We start from the raw sequence: 20014 nt of genomic DNA, 5'->3' as shown, positions 1-20014 counted from the left end.
CGTTACGCGTGGCGGTCTTCGAGGATGTAGCCGATGCCGTTCAGCGTATGAATGAGTTTGGGCGAGAAATCCTTGTCGATTTTTTTGCGCAGGTAGTTCACGTACACGTCCACCACGTTGGTGCCCGTATCGAACGACAAATCCCAGACTTTGCCCACAATTTCCTGCCGCGTGAGCGCGCGCCCTTGGTTCAGCATGAAAAATTCTAATAATGCTAACTCTCTCGCAGTCAAATCGATACGCTTGTCACCGCGTTTCACGAGTTTGCTGCTGCCGTGCAGTTCTAAATCGGCCACTTTCAATACGCTCTCTTCGCCCGCGCCGGCGTAGCGGCGGTGCAGCACCCGCAGCCGCGCCAGCAACTCCTGAAACTCAAAGGGCTTGACCAAGTAGTCGTCGGCGCCGGCGTCGAAGCCCATGAGCTTGTGGTCCGTGGATCCCATGGCCGTGAGCATGAGCACGGGCAGTTGGGCGTACTGCTGGCGAATGAAGCGACACAACTCAAACCCGCTCATTTCGGGCAAATTAACGTCCAGAATAACCACGGTGTAATCGGCGGCGGCCAGCATCCGTTGGGCCGAAACGGCATCCAGCGCCACGGCCGCTTCCAGCCCGTAGTCTTGCAGCCCGCTTTTCAGGAAAGAAGCTACTTTCAACTCATCCTCTACGATCAGTATTTTCATCACAAACGGTTCAGGATTAGCAGGTTTGAAAAAATAAGGACTGCCGATGCTACGACTGTGGGTGGTGTTTTTACTATCGCGGGAGGGCTTGGCAATACGTTCTGAACAAGTTAATGTACTACAGGTTTTGAAATTTTCGGGGTCCCACGCCCCTACGGCACGCCCAACGCATCGCCGCCGTCGAAGGGCGGAATGGCCAGGATGGGGCTGCGCCCGGCGCCCGTACTCATCGAGTAAATGGAGGGCGCCTGAAACAGTTCACCGGACAGTTTGCGCAGCCCCTCAGGCGCTACCTGATACCGAAAAATCGTGTCGTATTCGGCAAAATCACGCCGCACATCCACTTCCAGATCGCGGATTACGCCATCGTGCAGATCGTACACCCAGCCGTGCAAATGTACTTTCGCCTGGCGCTGATACGCCTGTTGCAGGGTGTCGGTCTGGTGCAGGTTATAAACCTGCTCGATCACGTTCAACTCCACGAGACGGCGGTAGCGTTCTTCTTCGGTTTCGAGCTTGCCCAACTCGTGCTGGTGGCGTTGCATCACCTCCCGCACGCTGCTGAGCCAGCTGCTAACTACCCCGGCTTCTACGTTTTGCATAGCGGCTTTCACGCCCCGGCAGCCGTAGTGACCGCACACGATAATGTGCTGAATGTGAAGCACATCCACAGCGTACTGCAACACCGACATCAGGTTCAGATCGGTACTCACAACCAGGTTGGCCACGTTGCGGTGCACAAACACTTCGCCGGGTGCCGTGCCCGTTATCTCGCTGACGGACACGTGGTTATCCGAGCAGCCAATGAACAGGAACTTGGGGGTTTGCTGCGCCGCGGCCTCGAAGAAACGCGGGTTACGGCGCAGCTTTTCGGCTACCCAGTTGCGGTTGTTTTCGAAGAGCTTGTAATAGGCCTCGAAGTCGGCTTCCTTGCCACTGACGTGCGGCTGCTCGGCGATGGTTTGGGCGTAGCTGTCGCCGGTGCGCAGAAAAATCAGCTGGATGTTGCGCTGCCGGGCTGTTTCGCGGAAATTCTCGATAGCCGCCACCACGTCGCGGTCGATGTAGGCAGAGTTGGTGCCGTCGATTTCCACGGTCGTGTCGGCCGGAATGTCTTTGAGCACGGTCATGATGCTGGCTTTGTTCAGAAACGACACGTGCTCGCCCAAGCTAATGCGCAGGTGCTCTTGGCCTTGCACCGTATAGTGCTGAAAAAAGTGAGCGTTCTTGTAGGTTTCGCGCAGGATAAAAAACAGCCCAACCACCGCGCCGATACCGATGCCAATCAGCAAATCGGTGAGCAGAATGGCTACGATGGTGACGATGAATGGTAGAAACTCGGTCAGGCCGGCTTGGAAGTGCTGCTTGAAAACGCTGACGCGCGCCAGTTTGTAGCCCGTAATCAGCAGAATGGCCGCCAGTGCTGCCCACGGCACCATGTTGAGCAAGCGCGGAAACAGCACTACGCTCAGCAGCAGAAAACTGCCGTGCATCAGGGCCGCCAGCTTGGTGCGCCCGCCGGCGTTGATGCTCACCGAACTGCGCACAATCACCGACGTCAGGGGCAAGCCGCCCAGCAAACCGCTCACAAAGTTGCCGACACCCTGGGCTTTTAGCTCGCGGTTGGTGGGGGTTTTGCGCTTCAGCGGGTCCAGTTCGTCGGTAGCTTCTACGGCCAGCAACGCTTCTAAACTAGCAACCAGCGCAATTGCGACGGCCGCCTGATAGACCAGAGGATTAGTGAGTTGCGAAAAATCGGGCAGCGTAAACAGGCCAACAAACTCGGCAGCGCTCTGCGGCACGGGTAGCTGCACCAAGTGCGTACCGCCCAAGGCATACGCTGGGTTGAGTGCCCGCGCCACTTCGTTTAAGCTCACGCCCACCACCACCACCACCAGCGCGGCCGGGATTTTCGAAAACACGGCATGCGTCTTAACAAAAGGTCGTTCCCAGGCCAGCAGCACGGCCAAGCACGTCGCAGCAATTGCCAGCGCCGTAAGGTTGATCTGGCGGATGGCGTGCGTGAGCAGGCCTTCGAGGTTGCCGCCGTTCCACGAAAACAGCGCTAAGGATTCTACAGCGTCGGCGTCGTAGCCGAGCAAGTGCGGTATCTGCTTCAATATCAAGATGATACCAATCGCCGCCAGCATTCCTTTGATAACTGACGATGGAAAGAAGTTGCTGATGATGCCGGCCTTCGCCACGCCCAGTACGAGCTGCATCACGCCGGCCACGCAGATGGCCAGTTGCAGGGCTTTAAACGAACCCAGTGATTCTAAGCCACTCACTACCACCAGAATAAGGCCCGCTTCCGGCCCCGAAATACTCACGGCCGAGCGGCTCAGGGCGCCCACCACCAAGCCGCCCACGATGCCCGCAATAATGCCAGCAAACAGCGGCGCCCCGGAAGCCAGCGCTATGCCCAGGCACAGCGGCACGGCCACCAAAAACGACACCAGGCCGCCCTGCAAGTCGCTTTTGAAATAAGAAAAATCCCAGCTACGGGGTTTTACAGATGCAGTGTTCATAGGCGTTCGGAAAAGGCATGAGGGAGTTGGCGCTGCCCAAAAGCAGCGTTGCAACAGGATGTCTAACAGGAAAAAACGGGCCGATCCGCTACAATCGGCAGCGCCGGGAGCTGTATTTAGCGGGACTGCTCATTGGCTTAGCGGGCAAAAAAGCGTCGAAAACAGAAGGTTGGATTTTCTTCTACAAAGGTAAAACCCAACCTTATAGCCAGAATTAAAGCCAGGTTATAAGGCTATTAGAATTTCGTTAGAAGATTATTAGAAAACGATAAGAACGCCGACGCCCCTCGCGCAGCATGGCACGCGAGGGGCGTCGGCGGACTGTCAGCGGTGCCGACCTTTGTTACTGCTTGGGCTGCAACAGCTTCGTCTGGTTCGTTTTCAGATACTTAGTGGCGTGCACCACTTGATAATCGGGGTTGGCGGCCACTAGTTCTTCCTGTACCCCCACATGGGCCAGGCCCAGCATCACCAGCACGCGCCGGGCCTGGGTCTTTTGCTGGGCCCGCAAAATATTGGAGTAGATTTTCAGGTTGCGGTTGTAGAACAACGTGATGTAATGCGCCCCCACGTAAGCCGAATCCACTTTGCCTAAGTCGTTGGTATTCGTGCCGGTGGCGAAAAACGCGCCGTTGGTGACCAGCGCCGGCGTATTGAATTGCACCCGATGGATCAGCGAAACCATTGTGGGCGTGTTTGCCAGGGCAATATAATCGTATACCGACAGGCTATCGTGCTGCACCAGCCGCTTCAGCGGCCGGGAAGTCGTCTGCAACTTCAGCAAGCCTTGCTTGAAGGCATCGATGTTGTCGCCGGTGGCTAATAAATTTTGCGACGTAGCGGCATAGTAATCAACGCCTTGCGGAGCCGGCAGATTTAGCTCTTTCGCCAGCGCAAAGCCCACCTGATACCGTTCGCTGCGCCCCGTGGGCAACGCCGAAAGGTGGAGCTGTCCGCTCCGGTATAAGGCGTACAAGCTGTCGATCTCGGGTTGCTCCTTGGGCTCGGCTTCCAGCAGTATAGCATCGGGCCGAAACTGCTTTAAGCGCGCGCGCAGCTTGGCCAGCTCCGCCTGCTTTTTGGCGCTGAACACATCCGAAGAAGGCTGCTTGTTGTAGAGCTGGTTTAGGTGATCGAAACCCACTACCATCACCTGGATCTCGTCGGGGCGTGTGCGCTGGGCAGTTGCCGCCGATGTAGCCAAGGCGAGAAGGCCAAGAAATACAACTGCTTTATTTATACAAGTATTTGATAATGAGATATTTATGTTAATCATTATTTAATTTTAAAAGTATACCTGCGCAAACTAATCAAGAAACCGGATTTCTCTAGAGGGGCAGCAAGGCCGTGGCCATCCCCTCCGACTGCACGCCGACCACGCTTTTGCCGCCGTTGGTTTTCACCCGAATAACGGCTCGCCCGTTGTAGACCTGCACCTTGCGCGAGCCCGACGACGTGCCTAAGTCGTCTAGCAGTTGTCCGTCGCCGCTGAGCGAAAAGCTCACCCAATTGACGGCATCCAGGCACTGCACGCCATGGGCATCGAGTAGCTTCACCTGCACCGTGGCGAGGCCATTTTGCTCAGCTGTTTTCTCCAGAATGAGCTTGGCGGGCTTGCCCCATTTGTCGGTTTGGTAGCGCTGCTGAATTTCATCCTGCACCACCGTTTTGCCCTGGCGGGCCACGACTTTGATGGTGTTTTCGCGGCTGTTGTCGAAGGTCACCAGCCACCGCAGGCCCGCCGCCGGGAAATCCTGGCTGTTGCGCTTTTTCACGCCGTAGCTTCTCCCGTTCACAAACAGCTCAGCCTGCTCGCAATTCGAGTACACTTTCACCATCTTCTGCTCGCCGGCCTCGCCCCAACGCACCGGCCACGAGTGCCCGTAGATGTGCGCCATCGGCGTGGTGGTCCAGTACGACTGAAAGACGTAATACGCTTCTTTTTTGGTGAAATCGCGCTCGATCACACCCTTCTGGTTCATGTACGGGATGGGGTTGTCGGGGCGAACGGGCGTCGAAAAATCCTTGAAGGGCCAGTACGCCGTACCGCTGAGCCACGGCATCGTTTCTTGTTCCTTTAGGTGCCAATCGACGAGGTTGCAGAGGTAGCTCTCGCTCCAGTCGCCGTCTTTCGATACGCGCGCGCTGCCACCAAACAGCGACGCGTCGCCGGATCGCTCGTCGGCGCCCTGCCCCCGGCTGATCTTGGCTAAGGCATTGTCGGGGTTTTCGGAGTGCCGACCGGCGTGGCTGTCGCCGCCCCACTCGACGTGCAGAAAGCGCTTCACGCCCTGAAACTCCTTCTCTGTCACCTCTTTGTACTCGGTGTAGATGCCGCGGTACCAACCCGCCCAGATCGAGGGCGAATACACATCGGGGATATCCTTGCAGAAATCGCAGCGACGAATGGCCGTGTAGCGCGAAGCATCGAGCTGGTGCGAAAGCGCGTTCAATTCCTTCATGAACGTGCGGATCTTCTCCTTATCAAACTCCGGAAAATCGCCGGGCCAGTCGTTCTCGTTGCCCAAGCCCCAGATGATGACCGCCGGGTGGTTGTAGTGCTGCTCAATCATGTTGGTGAGCATGCGCTTGGCCTGGCTCTGGTACACCTCTCCGCCCAAGCCACCCCGACACCACGGAATTTCCTCCCATACCGTAATCCCCAGACTATCACATAGTTGCAAAACAATGCGCGATTGCTGGTAATGACCCAACCGGATGAAGTTGACGCCCATTTCCTTCATCATGCGCATTTCCTGCCGAATCATCGGCTCGGTCATGGCGGCAGCTACGCCGGCGTGGTCTTCGTGGCGGTGGGTGCCGCGCAATAGCAGGCGCTTGCCGTTGAGCATAAACGGCCCTTTTTCAACAAATTCGATGTGCCGAAAACCTACTTTTTCGGTCTGCACATACGCATCGGAACCGGCTTTCACCGTCACCTGCACTGTGTACAGATTTGGCTTGTCCGGCGACCACAGCTGCGGTTTTTTGACCCGAAAGGCATGAAGCTCCTGCTCCCCTGCTTTTACCGCCACACCAGCCTGATACCTCTCAACCTGCTTGCCTTTGGGGTCGAGAATCCGCACGTTGATTTCGGCTTTGGCCAGCTGGTTTGGGTTGAAGAAAGTTGCTTTAATTGTAAGCTGGCCCTGTTTTCCGGCTTTATCTACTTCGGCTTTGGCCGCTATTCTTTCCAGCGAAAGCGCCGGCACATACACCAGGTTCAGGTAGCGATAAATGCCGCCGTACACGTTGAAATCCGACAGATCAGAAGGTATCATTTCCAGATCGCGGGAATTGTCGCTGCGAATGGAAAGCGGAATTTTGCCCTTGAACTGGGTCTTGTAAGCCTCCGTTTTCTGAAAATCGGCCACGGCCTGTGTGATGTCCATCGTCCACTCGTCGTAACCGCCGACGTGGCTCCCGACTTTGGTGGTGTAAATGTAGACCTCGGTTTTCTGGCCGGCGCCTTCAAAATGCAGCAGCGTGCGGCCGTTGGCGTAGGGGTTTTGCACCGTGAGTTGGGTGCGGTACCAGCCCGGCCCCTGGTAGTAATTCACGTCTGGGTCGACGGCGTCGCGCGCGTTAAAACAATGCGGCAGCGTCACTTTTTGCCACAGCGGCACGCTTTCGGGGTTGCCCGCTACCACGGGGCGCACCGCTTCCCATACGCCGCCCAAGTCCTGCCGGACGAATTCCCAGTCGTCGTTTAGCCGGGTTCGCTGCTGGCCAAACGCAGTCGAAATGCTCAGCACCAAACCCAGCCAAAGCAGCAGTAACCTTCTATGTATCAATGCGATAATAATTCCGTTTTCACTTTGAAAGCTCTTGTAAAACGCCGGTCATGCTTCGACTGCGCTCAGCTTGACCGGCGTTTTTAAGTTGATGGGCGTCAAGAGTCTAAAACAGGCTCTTTTGAATGCCCATTTCCAGCCCGCGCAACTCAGCTAAGCCCCGCAGGCGGCCGATGCCGGAGTAGCCCGGATTGGTCTTTTTGTGCAGATCGTCAAGCATTTGGTGGCCGTGGTCGGGCCGCATCGGGATGGCCAGGCCGCGTTGCTGCATGACGCCGAGCAACTCCCGCACCACGCCGTACATGTCCACGTCGCCTTCCAAGTGGTTGTCTTCGTAGAAATCGCCCTGCTCGTTGCGACGGGTGCTGCGCAGATGCACGAAGTTGATGCGCTCGGCAAACTGCCGCACCATTGCCGGCAAATCGTTGTCGGGCCGCACGCCGAAGGAGCCGGTGCAGAAGCACAGGCCGTTGCTTGGCGAAGGCACGGCGACGAACAGCGCCTGCACGTCGGCGGCAGTACTCACTACCCGCGGCAAACCCAGAATTGGGTACGGCGGATCGTCGGGATGAATGACCAGCTTCACGCCCACTTCCTCAGCCACCGGCACTACTTGCTGTAGAAAATAAATCAGGTTGGCCTGTAGCTTAGCCGCGTCGATTCCATCGTAAGCGTCGAGCGCCTGCTGAAACTGCTGGAGCGTGAAGCTTTCTTCGCTGCCCGGCAACCCGGCAATGATGTTGCGCTGAAGTTGCAACTTGTCCGCCTCGCTCATGGCCTCGAAGCGGGCCTTTGCCACGGCCAGCTCCTCGGCAGTGTATTCCTGCTCGGCATGGTGACGCTTCAGAAGCAGCGTGTCGAACGCAACAAAAGCCGCCCGCTCGAACCGCAGCGCCTTCGAGCCATCGGCCAGGGTGTAGCTCAGGTCGGTGCGCGTCCAGTCGAGCACCGGCATAAAGTTGTAGGTAACGACGTAGATACCACAGCTTGCCAGGTTGCGCAGGCTCTGCTGGTAGTTTTCTATATACGTTTCAAAACCAAGACTTTGAGTTTTGATGGCTTCGTGCACCGGCACGCTTTCCACCACGCTCCAGAGCAGGCCGGCCGCTTCAATTTCTGCTTTTCGCCGCTGGATTTCCGCCACCGACCATACCACGCCATTCGGGATGTGGTGCAGGGCGGTCACGACGCCGCTGCACCCGGCCTGCCGGATATCAGACAGGCTCACGGGGTCGTTGGGGCCAAACCAGCGCATGGTTTGCTGCATGGAATACGCCATTGTTTCTTGATTTTTATAGGTTAAACGCCCCCAAAGATGGAAAACCCGCCGTCGACGCAGACCATCGAGCCGGTGACAAATTGCGACGCGTCGCTCAGGAGCCACACCAACGCCCCTTGCAGCTCGTCGGGCTGGCCAAAGCGCTTGAAGGGCGTCTGGCGAATGACCAGTTCCCCGCGCGGCGTGAAGCCGCCTTCCGGCGTGGTCAGCAAGCTGCGGTTTTGCTCGGTCAGGAAAAATCCGGGGGCCAAGGCGTTCATGCGCAGCTTGTCGCCGTAGCGATTGGCCATTTCCACGGCAAACCACTGGGTGTAGCAATCCACAGCGGCCTTGCCCATGTTGTAGCCCAGCACCTTGGTGATGGCGCGCTTCGAATTCATGGACGAGATGTTCACGATGCTGCCCTTGCCCGACGCGGCCAGGGCCGGCCCGAAGACCTGCGTGGGGATAATCGTGCCCCACAGGTTCAGGTTCATCACCCGCTGCATGCCGGCAATGTTCAGCTTGAACACGTCTTCGGCCGGGTCCAGCACGCCGTCGGGCGCGTTGCCGCCGGCCCCGTTGACCAGCCCGTCAATCCGGCCGAAGGTGCTGAGCAGCAGCTCGCGGGCGGCCACCAACTCGGCTTCCTGCAACACATCGGCGACCAAGGCCACCGCCCGGCCCCCTTGGCGGGTAATGGCGTCGGCCCGCGCGTGGGCGACCTCGGCGTTGCGGCCCAAGATGCCCACGGCCCCGCCCGCGGCCACAATGCCGTTGACAAACGAATCGCCCAGGATGCCCGTGCCACCGGTCACCACGATTACTTTCTCGCGCAAGGAAAAGCTGTCGTTCATGATACTTACTTAAGGGTTAGAGTCGAGTAGCTTTTGTAGCGCCACAGCGCTTCCAGGAAGTAATAATCGGCGTACGCCAAGGGGGCATCCACCTCCGATTTGGAGGGTTTGTTACCGGTGCTGTGCTTGAGGAGAAAGTAATTATTGGTGCCGGGCGCGGCCAGGTATGTATCGGAGCACAAGCTGGTTAGCATTGTAACCGCAGCGCTATAATACTTCTTTCCTCCCTTAGCGTACTTGCTCAACTCCAACATTCCGGATGCCGCTACAGCCGCGGCCGAAGCATCGCGCGGCACCTGCGGAATGGCGTTATCGTTGAAATCCCAATAGGGAATGTGGTCGGCGATTTTGTTGGTCTGCTTGATGAAATAATTGGCCGCGCGGGTGGCGGCCTGCAAGTATTTGGTGTTGCCGGTTTCGCGGTAGAGCATCGTGTACCCATAAATGGCCCACCCCTGCCCGCGCGCCCAGCACGAGTTATCGGCAAAGCCCTGATGGGTCATTTGCCGGAGCAGTTTGCCAGTGGCCGGGTCAAAATCCAGTACGTGGTAGCTGCTGTTATCCTTCCGAAACCGGTAGCGCAAGTCGGTGTTAGCGTGCGATTTAGCGATACGAGCAAAGGTAGAATCCCCGCTCGCCTTCGACGCCCACAGCAGCATTTCCAGGTTCATGAGGTTGTCGACGATCACGGGATACGAATACTGCGGAAAATCCCAGGAACGAATGGCGCCCACCACCGGACTGAACCGCCGCGACAGCGTAGCCGAGGCCTGCAACAGCACGTCCCGGTACTTAGGGTTGTGCGTTTGCTGGAAGCCCTGTCCATACGACGAGTACAGGATAAACCCTAAATCGTGAGTGATGGTCACGTTTTTTTCGGCTTCGAGCGTTTCGGTCCAGGCGGCGGCGCGGCGGCGCCAGGCCTCTTGCCCCGTGAAGCGGGCCACGTACCACAGGCTGCCGGCGAAAAAGCCGCTGGTCCAGTTGCGTGAAGAAGTCAGCAGAATCGAGCCGTCTTCTTTTGTGCTGCGGGGGTGTTGGGTGCTATCCGGATAATGCTGGATATAAGCCAGATACTGCTTTTCTGCCAGCGCAACAACGCGCTCGACCGGCACCCCGCTTGTTGTCGGCTGGGCAAACAACGCTTCGCCCGAAAGCAATAGCAACAACAGCACTAGCGCAGGTTTGAAAGTCTGAATCATAGGCAACAAACAGAAACGATCCCTCCGCTAAGCGGCGCTCAGCGGAAGGTCAGTCGCGGGTCAGAAGGCCCAGGGAACCCTGACGTAATCGGGATAAAGGGCGAATACTTTGGCGACTTCCAACTCCGGATAAATGCGGCCGGCGTGGTTGTAGAGAGCCAGAATGGTGTTATTGTTAGTAGGCGCAACGTCCGGCCGCTCCATCTTTTTTTGCTGCAATAAATACGGCCGAAACCATGCTACGGCCTGGCGCAAGCCGCGGCCGTCGGAGGTTGCATAGTGCCACAAATCCACGCCGGCTTTCGGGGCAAGCAAGGCCAGCTCTACCCAGCCCTGCAAATTCATGGTGGTGTAGTTCCAGGGCCGGGTGCGGGCTAGCTCCAAAGGCTGCGAGCCATCGGGCTCTATCTGGGAAGCCAACCGCGGAACGGTCTGATTTTCAAGGTGTTGCTTTGCCTGAGCTTTGTCACCTGTAAATAATAGATAATCAACCACTTGCACATCGTAAAATGTACCGTGGTTATTTTTATTGTTGCCTTCCTCGCGGCCGATCTGGCTGGTCAGTAGCCATTGCGTGAACTGCTTATACCAGCTTTTCAGGCCGCTCACCAGGTTGGCATCGATGCTTTTGGCGCCGTTCATAAGGGCCAAGGCATCCGGAATTTCCGTCAGATGCCGGCTTTCGATGATGCCATAGCTGCGCCCATCCGCCATGCCCGGAATGCCTTGCCCAAAACTCAGATTTGGGTTCATCCGGGTGTCGGCATCCAGAAAAAACACGCGGAGCAGCTTGCTTGCGCGCGCTGCGTATTTTTCTTCGCCGGTAAAATAATACGCTAGCCCTAAGGCCTTTACGCCCTCGCAGACTTTCGTCAGGCTCTCGCTGTCCTTCAGGTTAGTCGATTCCGGGTTTTTCAGGCCGTCCTTCTGGATGTATGGTTTTCCGTCGGGCTTGGTGGGGTCGGGCCACCAATACGGAGCCTGCGACATGTAATCGTGTTTGTTGCCGCTGGGCGGCAGTTGCTTCTTGAAGGTAACTGCGTAAGGGCCAGTAGCCAAGACTTGATCAGCCTCAGCCAAAAGCGCTTTTACCTGCTTTACTTCCGAGGCGCTACCCTTTGCATAAGCCGCTTTGTAAGCGGCCATCTGCGAGGCCTCAAGCAGCAGAAACGGGCTTGCGGGGGCGGCATACCCTGCCATCGCAACGGCTTGCAACAGCAGTACCACCACCCAGCCAAGCCTTCGTATTCCGCGCATACGCATTAGAAACCAGGATTTTGTGTCAGATTGGAGTTGAGCACGATCTCGGATTGCGGAATCGGGAACAGCAAGTGGTTGTCGTCGATGTCGCGGTTGAACGTGGCTTTCTCGATCTGCTTCAGGCGGTTCAGCCGGATCAGGTCGTAGCGGCGATGGCCTTCGTCGCAGAGCTCCCAAGCCCGCTCCTTCACCAGCAGATCCACGAAAGCGTCTTTGCTCGTAGCCGTCAGGGGCAGCGGAGCCACGCCGGCCCGCGCCCGTACCTTATTGATACCCTGATACTTAGTGACATCGCCCGCATTCAGGTTATTCAAGGCTTCTGATTGCATCAGGAGCACGTCGGCAAAGCGGGTGATGAGCCAGTTAACGCGCGAGTCGTTGCCGATGCGGCGGTCGTCGCGGAACTTGTTGAAGTAATACTGGGGCAGCGTAGCGGTACCGGCTTTGTTGCTCAGATTCCAGTCTTTGCGCACATCGTTCGGGGCGTAGGAATTCACGAAGGAATCTTCGGCCGTAAACGAAGCAAAACCGCCCAGTGCCGCCGGTAAGTTTTGCCGCACGATAATGTTGCCGATGTTCGGCGGCAGGTCGAACTGCACGGAAAAAATGTGTTCCGGGCCGTTTTCCTTGTCCGGCAAAAACACGTCGCCATACACCGGCGACAAGCTGTACAGGTTGGAGTCGATTACGCGGTTGCAGGCCGCCAAAGCATCTTGGTTGTCAGTGCTTTTGGCATCGGCAGAGCTGCCGCGGGTCAGGTAGACTTTGGCCAACATGGCCGCCGCCGCACCGCTGGAAACGCGGCCTTTGTTGCCCGCTACGATCTGGTTCTCTTTCAGGCAGTTCGTTTCCGCGAATTTCAGGTCGGCAATGATCTGCTCGTATACCTGCGCCTTGGCCGTACGGGCCGGCCGCAGGTCGTCGTTGGGCCCCTTCACGGGGTTCAAAATCAGGGGGACGTCGCCGAAGCTGCGCACTAGTTCAAAGTAACCCAGCGCGCGCAGGAAGTAGGCATTGCCCAGAATGTTGTTTTTGCGGGCCTCGTCCATGCTGATGGGCGGCACCTTCTCGATCACGTCGTTGGCCCGACTGATCATGCGGTAAGTATTTACCCACCAGAACGTTATCTCGCCGTTGTTGGCGGTGTAGGAATAGCGGCTAAGCTCGGCACGGTCGCCTGTGGTAGCGCCTACCACAGCCATGTATTCACCGGGCAGCTCCGTGACCAGCCACACCGTGCGGCCGTAGTGCGTCTGGGCCTGCATCGTGCTGAACACGCCGTTGAGGCCAGCAATGGCGTCGCTTTCGTTTTGGTAAAAGTTGGTACCCGTCAGGAAATCATAGGGCTTTTCCTCCAGAAATTTCTCGCAGGAAGAGAAAAGCCCAAGCGAACATATGCCGAGAAGAATTATCTTCTTTTTCATGTCAGTAAAGATTGATACTTAGCTAGTTATTAGAATCCGATCTTCACACCGGCAATGAATGTGCGGGTGCTCGGGAAGGCGTTATAGTCGGTGTTTAGGCTCAAGCCGGAGTTGCCAAACGAGTTGACTTCGGGGTCGTAACCGGAGTATTTGGTAATCGTGATCAGGTTCTGGCCGGTCACATAGATGCTGGCCGATTTCACGGTACCCGTTACGGTCTCGGGCAGGGGCAGCTTAAAGGAGATGGTGGCCGTTTTGAGGCGCACGAAGCTGCCGTTCTCTACGATGTCGCTGGTGATGCCAGTGTTGCGGCGCACCACGCTGTTGGCCTTCGGAATGGTGTTGCTGGTGCCGGGGCCGGTCCAGCGATTTACCACCGTTGCCAGCTTATTGGTCGTCGTAAAGCCCGATTCCAGTTCGTAGCGGTTTAGGTTCAGTACGTCCGAACCCTGCACCCCCTGAATGAAGATGTTCAGCCCTACGGGCCCGAAATTGAAGCCGTTGGTGATGCCGTAAATAAACTTCGGCTGGGCCCGCCCGATGATGGTGCGGTCGTTGGCGTCAATCTTCTTGTCCCCGTTCAGGTCGGCGTAGCGTGGGTCGCCGGGGCGCACCACGTTGGTGATGCCGCTGGCGGTGATCTCCTCTGGCGTTTGCCAGATGCCCAAGAATTGGTAGCCGAAGAACGAACCGATCGGCTCGCCGACGCGCAGTACGCTGGTAGCGCCCGTGGCGCCGGGGAAAATGCTGGTGCTCGACTGGCCCACAAAGCGCTGGAATTCACCGTTCAGGTCAAGAACTTTGTTGCGGTTGAGCGAGAAGTTGAGGTTGGTGTTCCAAGAGAATTTCTTGCTGTCGAAGTTTACCGTGTTCAGCGAAAACTCGAAGCCTTTATTCTGCACACTGCCCGCGTTTTGCAGAATGTTGGAGAAGCCCGAAGTCTGCGGAACGGACACCTGCAACAGCAGATCCTTGGTCTTCTTGAAGTAGTAGTCAGCCGTTACGCTGATGCGATTTTTCAGGAAGGCGATGTCAACGCCGAAGTCGGAAGCGGCCGTTGATTCCCAGCTCAGGTCGGGGTTTGGGATGTTAGAAGCCGACAAGCCCACCAAACGCGTGGTGCCCGAGGTGTAAGCATTCAGGCCGTAGCGACCCAGCGACTGATAAGAGCCGATTTCCTGGTTGCCGGTGATGCCATAGCTAGCCCGCAGCTTCAGGTCGCTGATGCTGGTGATGCCCTGCATAAATGGCTCATCAATAACGCGATACGCAAAGGCCGCCGAAGGGAAATAGCCCCACTTATTGTTAGGACCGAAACGCGAGGAGCCGTCGGCACGCATCGTAAACGTGAACAGGTAGCGCTCAAACAGGCGGTAGTTGACGCGCCCGAAATACGAAGCCAGCGTGTTGGCATTCTTGCCCGAAACCGGCGTCAGCACGTTGGCCCCAATGCCAATGTTGTCGCTTCCTAATGCGTTGGTAAAGAAGTTATTAGCCGAAGCACTGTAGTTCTCATTTACAAACTGCTGGAAGGTCAGACCCGCGACCACGTTCAGGGCATTGTTTTCGTTGAGCTTGCGGTCGTAGGTCAGCGTATTTTCGTTGAGCCAGCTGTAGTTGTTTACCGAAGCTTTCGTGGCCGAACCGTTCGTGTTCTGGCCCACATACACCGTGGACGGGATGTACTGATTGCGCTGGTTGTTGAACAAGTCAGCGCCCGCCGCGATCCGCAGCTTCAGACCTTCAATGATCTGGTATTCGCCAGCCAAGTTGAGCAAGCCCCGCAAGGTGGTCAGGTTGTCGCGCGAACCTTTGGCGTAGGCAACCGGGTTGCCGGCAATCTCTACTGCCGGCAGCGGCTGGTTCTGGAAAGTATAATCGCCGTTGGCATCCTTCACGGGCTGAATGGGGCTGAAACGCAAGGCATCCAGCACCACGCCGCCGTTGCTGCCGCCGTTGGTGTTCACCGACGTGATCTTCTGGAGCGTGCGGGAAATCTGGCTCGAAAATGTAACGTTGATCTTGTTGCTCACCTTCTTATCCAGGTTTAGGCGCACCGAGCCGCGCTGGAAGCCGGAGTTCAGAATGATGCCCTGCTGATCGAAGTAGTTGAAGCTCAGGTTGTAGCGTGTGTCTTCGTTGCCGCCGTTAAAGCCCAGTTGGTAGTTGCTCATCCGACCCTGCCGGAAAATGGCATCCTGCCAATCGGTGCCTTTATCCATGGCGGCAATCTGCTGCTGGGTGTAGGGCAGCGCCGTGGTCGTCTTGTTTTCCAGATTGTTGAGCGTCTGAACATCGTTCAGGTAGCTGGCAAATTGCGGCGCGTTCATCAGATCGTACTTTTTGCGCACGTTGCTGATGCCGGTATAAGCCTCAAAGCTGATGGTGTTCTTTCCGGCCTTGCCTTTTTTGGTAGTGATAATCACAACGCCGTTGGCGCCGCGGCTGCCGTAAATGGCCGTAGCCGAGGCATCTTTCAGTACCTCAATCGATTCGATGTCGCTGGGGTTGATGGAGTTGAGATCGCCGGCGCCCGGAAAGCCGTCTACCACAAACAGCGGCTCGTTGCCGGAATTAATGGAGTTCGTACCGCGAATCCGGATCGAGACGTTGCCGCCCGGCTCCGAGTTGGTTTGCGTCACCTGCACGCCGCTCACGCGGCCCTGCAAAATCTGGTCGGCCCGCGCGATAGGCGTTTCGGCCACCTGCTCGGCCGTGACCGAGGCCACGGAGCCGGTTACGTCGCGCTTGCGCTGGGTACCGTACCCAACCACCACCACATCATTCAGGGCTGTGGTTTTTTCTTTCAGCGTCACGTCTACCGTCGAGCCACTGCCGAGGCGGGCTTCCGTGGCATCGTACCCAATGGATGAGAACACCAGCACCCCATCGCCGGAAGCAGGAACGGCAAGCGTAAACTTGCCGTCGTTGTCAGTGGCCGTGGCCGTTGTCGTTCCTTTTAACACTACCGAGACGCCAGGTAGAGGCGACTTATCAGTGCCGCTGAATACCCTGCCTGTCACTTGTCGGGTCTGCCCTTGCGCGGTCAGGGCAATTACGGATGCGAGTAGCATCAAAAAGAGGCGAATTCTGTTCATAGCCGATCCTATTAACTCTATTAATTATAGGTTTTGGATGGCAAGTACAGGAAACTCAACTTGGTGAAATGCGAAACCGAAGTGTTTTTTTACGAAAACGTTTGCGAAGACGTTTGCGGGCTGTATTTTTTGTCCTAAACTAATATTTTTATAACTATTCCCGTCTAAAACAGGAGTTATAAAAGCAAGTTTTTGCCTAACCTTGCGATAGTTCGCCCAAAACAGGCCGCACAAAAGAAGCTGGCGTTGTACGGAAGCTAGATTCAACTGGGATAATGCTTTACTTGACCCATCTCAACCAGAGTAGGCTTTTGGAGTACTTCTTCGCATCATCGTTATGGCTTCCGTCAATCTGAAAAGGCTTGCACAGGAATTAAACCTGTCCATTTCTACCGTATCCAGGGCTTTGAGCGATAGCTACGAAGTCTCGCAGGAAACCAAAGATCGGGTGCGCGCACTGGCGCAACAGCTTAATTATGAGCCCAATCCGTACGCCAGCAGCTTGCGGCGGCAGCGCAGCAAAACCATTGGGGTAGTCATCCCAGAGGTTGCCAACAACTTTTTCTCGCTGGCAATCAACGGCATAGAGGAGATTGCCCGCTACAACGGCTACCATGTACTCATCTACCTCACCCACGACGACTACAGCCGCGAGCTCTCCATTGCCCAACATTTGGCCAGCGGCCGCGCCGACGGCATTTTGATGTCGGTGGCCAGCGAAAGCCTGGACTTCTCGCACCTCGACATCCTGAAGACCAAGAACGTACCTCTCGTTTTCTTCGATCGGGTGTGCGAAGAGATTGCCACCGCCAACGTAACCACCGACGACTACGACAGCGGCTATAAGGCCACGGAGCACCTGATTTCGGTGGGCTGCCGATCGATAGCTTACTTATTGGTATCCAGCAACTTATCCATTGGCCAGAAACGCATGCAAGGCTACCTCGATGCCTTGCGCGATCACGGCTTGGCCGCCGACGCCGACCTTGTAGTGAACGGCGGCAACGAGCACGAGCAGAACGTAGCCCTCATCAAGGCATTGTTGCAGCGCCGGCCGGATATCGACGGTCTTTTTGCTTCGGTAGAAAGCCTTGCCATGAGCAGCTACCAAGCCTGCCAGGATTTGCAACTCTCTATTCCACAAGACATTAAAATCATCAGCTTTTCCAACCTGGAAATTGCGGCGTTGCTGGGCCCATCTCTCACTACCATCACCCAACCTGCCTACGACATTGGCAAGGAGGCCGCTAAAATACTGTTTCAGGCCATCACCAAAAACAGACCGGTTTTGCCAAGTCACAGCGTCGAGCTGAAATCGGAGCTTATCGTAAGGGGCTCTACCACAGTTGCTTACAAACCAACTCCTACAGCTAATCAACCTACCGAGGCCAGCTAAGCGGTTAGCATTGGCCCGCGGCGGTAGCAAACCCTGCACAGGAGGCCCTAGGCGGCAGACGGATGAAGTGCCCGTATTAATTTATGGGCCAGCAGACGCGAGGATGCAGCGAAACCAGAACCGCGACCGTAGAAAGGGAATATTCCGACGAAGTCCCTTCCGATATGACACCTCAATTCCTCTTTGCCACGGGCATCGAAAACAGCAATCCCACGATTCAGGGCGGCAAAGTCCGCGTGGATGAGATGGAAAAATGCGGCCATTACGAACACTGGCGCACCGATTTCGACCTGGTGCAGGAGTTGGGCATTTCGTTTCTGCGCTACGGCCCGCCCATTCACACCACGTTTCTGGGACCCGGCAAATACGACTGGACTTTTGCGGACAAAACCTTTAACGACCTGCGTCGGCGCGACATCGTGCCCATCGTGGACTTGTGCCACTTCGGGGTGCCCGACTGGATTGGCAATTTCCAAAACCCCGATTTTCCAGTTCTGTTCGCGGGGTATGCCTGCGATTTTGCGAAGCGCTACCCGTGGGTACAACTCTACACGCCTGTCAATGAGATGTACATCTGCGCGGAGTTTTCGGCGTTGTTTGGGTGGTGGAATGAGCAGCTCCACTCCGACCAGAGCTTTGTAACGGCACTCAAGAATATCGTGAAAGCCAACGTGTTGGCTATGCGCGCCATTGCCAAAGTGCGCCCCGATTCCATCTTTATCCAGAGCGAATCGTCGGAATATTTTCACGCCGAAAACCCGGCCGCCATCCGACCTGCGGAGCTAATGAACTCCCGCCGGTTTTTGTCGCTCGACCTGAACTACGGCCGCCGCGTCGATTCGGAGATGTACGAATACCTGATGGACAATGGCATGACGCGCGAGGAATACCACTTCTTTCTGAAGAACAACCTCAAGCACCAGTGCATCATGGGCAACGACTACTACCGCACCAACGAGCACCGTGTGTGTGCCGACGGCACTACTCGCGCCGCAGGCGAAGTATTTGGCTATCACGTTATTACGCGCCAATACCACGACCGCTACCGGCTGCCCGTCATGCACACCGAAACCAACTTGTGGCAGGGTCCCTGCGGCGACGAGGCCGTAAATTGGCTCTGGAAAGAATGGGCCAACGTACTACGCGTACGCAACGACGGTGTGCCCATCGTGGGCTTTACGTGGTACTCCCTCACCGATCAGGTGGATTGGGATACGGCGCTGCGCGAAAACAACGGCAAGGTCAATCCCTTGGGTCTCTTCGATTTAGACCGTAAAATTCGACCCGTTGGGGAAGCCTATAAGCAGTTGATCAAGGACTGGCGGCAGGTGTTGCCGGCCCAAAGCGTGTGCCTGCAAGTGCCCATCATCATGCCCAGCGAAAGCAACGAAGAATGGGCGCAGGAAAAACAAGACCAAGCCCAAAAAGCTCAGCAAGACCACTCGACGGCACCAGCCAATGTAGCGTCAGTCGAACCATAATCGTCTCATAGCCAATAATTTATCTAACATCCGATAATTTTCCGGGGGCGAAGGGTTTGGCTCATGGCTCAACCCTTCGCCCCTTTTTGCGCGTACATCGTTAGCTCCGAAGGGCTTGCAGGTGGTATGCAGGCCCGTGGCTTACCTTATCCTGCTCTATGGTTCACGACTTGCAACGCGTACTTTCTGATTACTGGGAACAGTTCTTATACCTGGCACCCAAGCTGTTAATTGCTTTAGTAGTAGTATCGCTGACGATATTTATTGCCAACCGCATCAGTACGGTGGTGGGCCGGCGGCTCCAGCGGCAGTCGCACGACGCATTGCTGGCCGAATTTCTGACCCGCCTGAGCAAGTGGGTGCTGTTGCTGGCCGGGGTGCTGCTGGCCATGCAGGTGGTCGGCATGTCGGGAGTGGTGACGGGGCTGGTGGCGGGCGCCGGCCTCTCGGCATTCATCGTGGGCTTCGCTCTGAAAGACATCGCCGAAAACTTTCTGGCGGGCGTGGTGCTGGCGTTCAATAGGCCCTTTCGCATCCACGACACGGTGCAAATCAAGGACTTACTGGGCCATGTGGAGGCGCTCAACCTACGCACCACGCTTATCAAAACGTTCGACGGTAAGCATATCTATCTGCCCAATGCCATGGTGCTGCGCGAGCCGCTCGTCAACTTCACCCGCGACGGCTACATCCGGCAGGATTTCCTGGTGAGCCTCGACTACAGCCCCGACCCCAACCCCGACCGGGCTATTGACTTGATTATCAACTATGTCAATAGTAAAAAAGATGTCGCCAGCACCGAGGAGCACGTCAATTACATCACCCTCGAAAAAAGCACTGGCACCACCGCCGACCTGCGCGTGTATTTCTGGACATTTTCGGAAGACTACCGTCGGCAAGTGCTTGAGCTCAAAAGCGACCTGATGAAAGAGATCCGAAGCAAGCTGCTAGAAGCCGGTTTTGCTCAGCCGGCTACGGTGCAGTAAACCTGCCTCGCACGCTTTTTGCAGACCGCGCGGTGTAGCTCACTTGC

The 20014-nt window shown here is 56.5% G+C and carries 13 protein-coding genes; 3 read left to right on the top strand and 10 right to left on the bottom strand.

Annotated elements, in window-relative coordinates:
* Positions 1–2 precede the first annotated feature (2 nt).
* The 10 genes from FHG12_RS17150 to FHG12_RS17105 all read right to left on the bottom strand — a co-directional run bounded on the left by FHG12_RS17150 (position 3) and on the right by FHG12_RS17105 (position 16104).
* Positions 3–683, bottom strand: coding sequence for a response regulator transcription factor (locus tag FHG12_RS17150; RefSeq protein WP_139516888.1), 681 nt, complete (start codon positions 681–683; stop codon positions 3–5).
* Positions 684–835: 152 nt separating this feature from the next.
* The gene (locus FHG12_RS17145) at positions 836–3211 is read right to left on the bottom strand and encodes a SulP family inorganic anion transporter (RefSeq protein WP_165699441.1); all 2376 of its coding nucleotides are present in this window, start codon (positions 3209–3211) and stop codon (positions 836–838) included.
* Positions 3212–3554: 343 nt separating this feature from the next.
* The gene (locus tag FHG12_RS17140) at positions 3555–4415 is read right to left on the bottom strand and encodes a DUF5694 domain-containing protein (RefSeq protein ID WP_230471179.1); all 861 of its coding nucleotides are present in this window, start codon (positions 4413–4415) and stop codon (positions 3555–3557) included.
* Between the two features lie 124 nt (positions 4416–4539).
* The gene (locus FHG12_RS17135) at positions 4540–7005 is read right to left on the bottom strand and encodes a glycoside hydrolase family 2 TIM barrel-domain containing protein (RefSeq protein ID WP_230471178.1); all 2466 of its coding nucleotides are present in this window, start codon (positions 7003–7005) and stop codon (positions 4540–4542) included.
* A 106-nt stretch (positions 7006–7111) separates the two neighbouring features.
* Complete coding sequence (gene uxuA / locus FHG12_RS17130; protein WP_230471177.1) at positions 7112–8284, bottom strand: mannonate dehydratase; 1173 nt, start codon at positions 8282–8284, stop codon at positions 7112–7114.
* A 20-nt stretch (positions 8285–8304) separates the two neighbouring features.
* Positions 8305–9120 carry an SDR family oxidoreductase gene (locus FHG12_RS17125; protein ID WP_139516887.1) on the bottom strand — a complete coding sequence of 272 codons (816 nt, stop codon included), beginning with the start codon at positions 9118–9120 and terminating at the stop codon, positions 8305–8307.
* Positions 9121–9125: 5 nt separating this feature from the next.
* Positions 9126–10322, bottom strand: a complete 1197-nt coding sequence (locus FHG12_RS17120; protein WP_139516886.1) for a glycoside hydrolase family 88 protein — start codon at positions 10320–10322, stop codon at positions 9126–9128.
* A 60-nt stretch (positions 10323–10382) separates the two neighbouring features.
* Positions 10383–11579, bottom strand: a complete 1197-nt coding sequence (locus tag FHG12_RS17115) for an alginate lyase family protein (protein ID WP_165699440.1) — start codon at positions 11577–11579, stop codon at positions 10383–10385.
* A gap of 5 nt (positions 11580–11584) precedes the next feature.
* A complete protein-coding gene (locus FHG12_RS17110) occupies positions 11585–13006 on the bottom strand; it encodes a RagB/SusD family nutrient uptake outer membrane protein (RefSeq protein ID WP_139516884.1) in 1422 nt (473 codons plus the stop codon).
* 29 nt (positions 13007–13035) lie between these two features.
* Positions 13036–16104: a SusC/RagA family TonB-linked outer membrane protein gene (locus FHG12_RS17105; protein WP_139516883.1), complete on the bottom strand. Its 3069-nt coding sequence runs from the start codon at positions 16102–16104 to the stop codon at positions 13036–13038.
* Positions 16105–16510: 406 nt separating this feature from the next.
* Here FHG12_RS17105 and FHG12_RS17100 point away from each other — a divergent pair, with 406 nt between their 5' ends.
* The 3 genes from FHG12_RS17100 (at position 16511) to FHG12_RS17090 (ending at position 19967) form a co-directional block, all read left to right on the top strand.
* The gene (locus FHG12_RS17100; protein WP_230471176.1) at positions 16511–17500 is read left to right on the top strand and encodes a LacI family DNA-binding transcriptional regulator; all 990 of its coding nucleotides are present in this window, start codon (positions 16511–16513) and stop codon (positions 17498–17500) included.
* 164 nt (positions 17501–17664) lie between these two features.
* Entirely contained in the window at positions 17665–18981 is a 1317-nt protein-coding gene (locus FHG12_RS17095) for a family 1 glycosylhydrolase (protein ID WP_139516881.1), read from the top strand.
* Between the two features lie 158 nt (positions 18982–19139).
* Positions 19140–19967 (top strand): mechanosensitive ion channel family protein, encoded by an 828-nt coding sequence (locus tag FHG12_RS17090; protein ID WP_139516880.1) that lies wholly within the window; start codon positions 19140–19142, stop codon positions 19965–19967.
* Positions 19968–20014 lie beyond the last annotated feature (47 nt).

This window comes from Hymenobacter jejuensis (assembly GCF_006337165.1).
GTDB lineage: Bacteria > Bacteroidota > Bacteroidia > Cytophagales > Hymenobacteraceae > Hymenobacter > Hymenobacter jejuensis.
The sequence above is the reverse complement of the archived record's forward strand: the minus strand, read 5'-3'. Positions and strand labels throughout refer to the sequence as shown.